General features: G+C 52.0%; 2 protein-coding genes and 2 pseudogenes. 1 reads left to right on the top strand and 3 read right to left on the bottom strand.

Translation table 11 applies throughout. The features are described 5' to 3' along the window. Window positions 1-133: 133 nt before the first annotated feature. The gene (locus tag D1641_RS18600; protein WP_347707472.1) at window positions 134-1,192 is read left to right on the top strand and encodes a recombinase family protein; all 1,059 of its coding nucleotides are present in this window, start codon (window positions 134-136) and stop codon (window positions 1,190-1,192) included. Between the two features lie 92 nt (window positions 1,193-1,284). On the opposite strand, the pseudogene D1641_RS18605 reads toward D1641_RS18600, so the two are convergent. The 3 genes and pseudogenes from D1641_RS18605 to D1641_RS18620 form a co-directional block, all read right to left on the bottom strand. Beyond that, window positions 1,285-1,596 (bottom strand): annotated as a pseudogene (locus D1641_RS18605) (recombinase family protein); the annotation flags it as partial. A gap of 962 nt (window positions 1,597-2,558) precedes the next feature. Continuing rightward, entirely contained in the window at window positions 2,559-2,756 is a 198-nt protein-coding gene (locus D1641_RS18615; protein WP_103242804.1) for a transposon-encoded TnpW family protein, read from the bottom strand. After that, window positions 2,753-3,322, bottom strand: a pseudogene (locus tag D1641_RS18620) (ATP-binding protein); the annotation flags it as partial. The pseudogene D1641_RS18620 and the gene D1641_RS18615, both read right to left, overlap by 4 nt. Window positions 3,323-3,396 lie beyond the last annotated feature (74 nt).

A 3,396-nucleotide genomic window follows, 5' to 3' on the forward strand; every position in this document is an offset into this window, starting at 1 on the left:
AATTCGATGATTCTTAAATCCAACCCGAACCGCCAGACTACATAAAACGTCTGGCGGTTCCGCATTTGACGCTTACCGCAAGAGCGTCGAGGACAAGCACAAGCTGGTCATTGACGAGTACGCCGCCAGTATCGTGCGCCGGATATATGATATGCGGCTGGCGGGTACGGCTTATGGTCAGATCGCCGCCGCCCTCAACCGGGAGGGCATTACCTCGCCGCGTGTCTACTGGAGCCGGATCAACGGCAAGGACGGCTGCAAAGCCGCCCAGCTCTGGACCTATGCAACGGTAAAAACCATTCTCCATAATGAGGTTTACAAAGGGACGCTGCTGATGAACCACACCGGCACCCGTTCCTATAAGGACCACACGCAGATCGACAAGCCAGAAATTGAGTGGATTCGCCATGAGGCGCTGCATGAGGCCATTGTCACCGCAGAGGAATGGGAGACCGTTCAGAAGATCAATGAGGCGGCAAGTCTCCGTTCTGTCGGCAGGCAGGAGCCTACTCCGAAATTGTTCACCGGCAAGCTGGTATGCGCTGATTGCAAGACCCCTTTATGCGCCAACGCGGAGACGCAGCACCGCAAGAATGGCACAAAAAAACGCTATGTCTCCTATTTCTGCGGAACCTATGGCAAGTCGGGCCGGAGCGTATGTTCGTGGCACAGGATTTATGAGCAGACGCTGACGCAAATCGTGATTGCGGAAATCAGGACCCAAGCCCAGGCGGTGACAGTAAATGAAGCCGCCGTAGTGGACAGGCTCAAACGCAAGATCGCGGATTATGACGAGCAGCGTCTGGCCGATGCCAAGCAAGAAATCAGCAAGCTGCGTCGCAGGGTGCTGGAGCTGGAGACCATGACCGCTAAACTTTATGAGGACAAGTACAGCGGCGCGGTCAGCGAAAGCACATTCATGGTGTTGACGCAAAAAAACGAACAGGAGCGGCTTGCCAAGGCGGAACACCTGGATGCGCTTCTGTCCGAGGTAGATAAGGCACAGCAGAAAACCGCCGCCATTCAAAACTGGACGGCGATCATCCGAAAGTATTTGAACTTGCAGGACCTTGATCGGACCACCATTGATGAACTGATAGACCATATTGAGGTTGGTGAGCGTACCGTTGTAGACGGACAGCGCAGGCAGGACATCAAAGTGTTTTACCGCTTTGTCGGTCTGGTCGAGTAAAAGCAGTATGTAGTAGAACCTGGAGTTTATCCATTTGAAATTATAAAGCCACCTTTCGTTGTTCCCCCTCCCAAACAGCGTTTGTTCTTCATGATGTTGCGGAAGGGCGAAAAATCATCGTCGCCCTGGTCGCTGTCCACGCCGTCATTTACGGCGATAAACCGAACATCATGGTCAGGGAAATAGGTGTCGGTATAGTAGCCGACCTGCAAATAGTTACGCCCCAGGCGGGACATATCTTTTACGATCACGGTGGTTACATAACCGGCCTCAATATCCTCCAACATTTCCTGAAAGCCCGGACGATTGAAATTCGCCCCGGAATAACCGTCGTCCGTGTACCATTTCAGATTTGAAAAGCCGTTCTGTTTGGCGTAGTTTTCAAGGATTCGCTTCTGAGATGTATTGTGTAAAGGGTGGTTTCACCATCCAAATACACATTGGCTGACGGTTCATTTGTGGCAAAATGACACAGGCTGAAAAGGCGGTGATCGACCAGCAGAAGGGAACCGAAGCGGGAGTGTCTGGGAATGACCTGGGCGCTCCTTCTTCTTTATAGGCCCCCCTCCTAAGAGCGCACTTACTCACCACCTGCCAAGGGCCGATGGTAGTACTGCCTGACGGCAGCCGTGCGCCCTCCGGGGGCGGCTTCGCCGGGGTGTCCTTCCCTGCCGGTATATAATCAGCAGACGCCAACGGTGGCTTGTGCATCGGACGCAGCCGCGCCGATCACCGGGGGCTTGGGGGCCTTCAGCCACCAACAAGCTGCGCCGGGTATATACCGGTGCCTTGCTTGCCAGTACTATCAACGCCTATAAATGAGGGTTGAATGTCATTCGCATTAGTGGTATACTTGGCTCGTGTTAATTCGATAAATCGAAATTTCGGGGAGGATACATATACATGGATGAACAAAAAAGAGAAACTGTCGAAAAAACAGTAAAGACAGGTATCACATTTGGCAGCGCTTTGGCAATGGTAATTAGTTATTCTACTTGGCACTCTGTTGGGTGGGCCATTTTTCACGGACTGTTGAGTTGGGTATATGTGATATACTTTATTTTGAGATACTAATCCTAGTTTAACGGGGGGGATTTCATTTTTATGGTGAAATCCCCCTTGACAAATGTTCTCTTGGTTGCTTATGGAATTGGATTCCCCGGAAAGCTCGTCCTCATGGGATAATCTCGGATAAAGGGCGGTGATAAGTGTTTGGGTGGTCTGTCTTGACATAGATTCCTCCGTTTCCGACAGCCAGCCCACTATTCCGTATGTTTATTATACCACACGGCGGGGCTGGCTGTACAGTCCTTTTTGCTACTTTATGGCACATAATGTCGATTGATTTTCGGTAAGGAATGTCGCTTTACATGGCATGGGCGGCTGTTCCCCCGGCTGCGCTTTCAGCTTCCAGCACTTTCATCATCTTGTCGGCGGCGGTGGCGGTAGTGCCTTGCTTGAAGTAGCCGGAAACCACAAGGACGGTGTTCCCCCGGCGTACCTCGGTCACGCAATCCGGGCGGCGGGCGGTAGTGGCGGTGCTTCTGTTGGGGGTGTCGGTCATAGGCTCTCCTTTCTGTTCAGCAGCGTTTTAAGCTGTTCCATTTTCTCCCTTGCTCTGGCTTTCCTGAAATTCTCCCCGGTAATGCGGACGGGGGTACACATTTCCGTAAGGCGGTCATATATCCGGGCATGGGCGGTGTCCTCCGGGTTCTGCAATTCTTCCAGCGTCAAGTTTGTTGTCACGATTAAGGGCTTGCCGCTGCGGTATCGGCTGTCAATCACGTTGTAAACCTGTTCAAGCCCGTATTCCGTGCCACGCTCCATGCCGAAATCGTCAAGGATAAGCAGAGGGAAGCTGCAAAGGCGGGCTATGTACTCGTTCCTGCCCTTATAGCTGGCGGCAAGGTCATTGAGGATAAGGGCAAAGTTTGTCATGCACACGGAAACCTCTTGCTCCATGAGGGCGTTGGCGATACACCCGGCGAAATAGCTTTTGCCTGTGCCTACCATGCCCCATAACAGATAGCCGATATTCCCGGCTTTCATTTCCTCCCAACACTCTACATAAGCATGGGCTTTGTGCATTTGGGGGCATTGCCCGTTGTCGTTTTCAAACGTCCATTCCTGTCAGCGCCAATGATAAAATGAAAGAAAACGCCGAGGAAAAAATGTAGTTTTGTGGCGGAGAGGAGGGAAAAAAG

The organism is Colidextribacter sp. OB.20 (genome assembly GCF_009911595.1).
GTDB lineage: Bacteria > Bacillota > Clostridia > Oscillospirales > Oscillospiraceae > Lawsonibacter.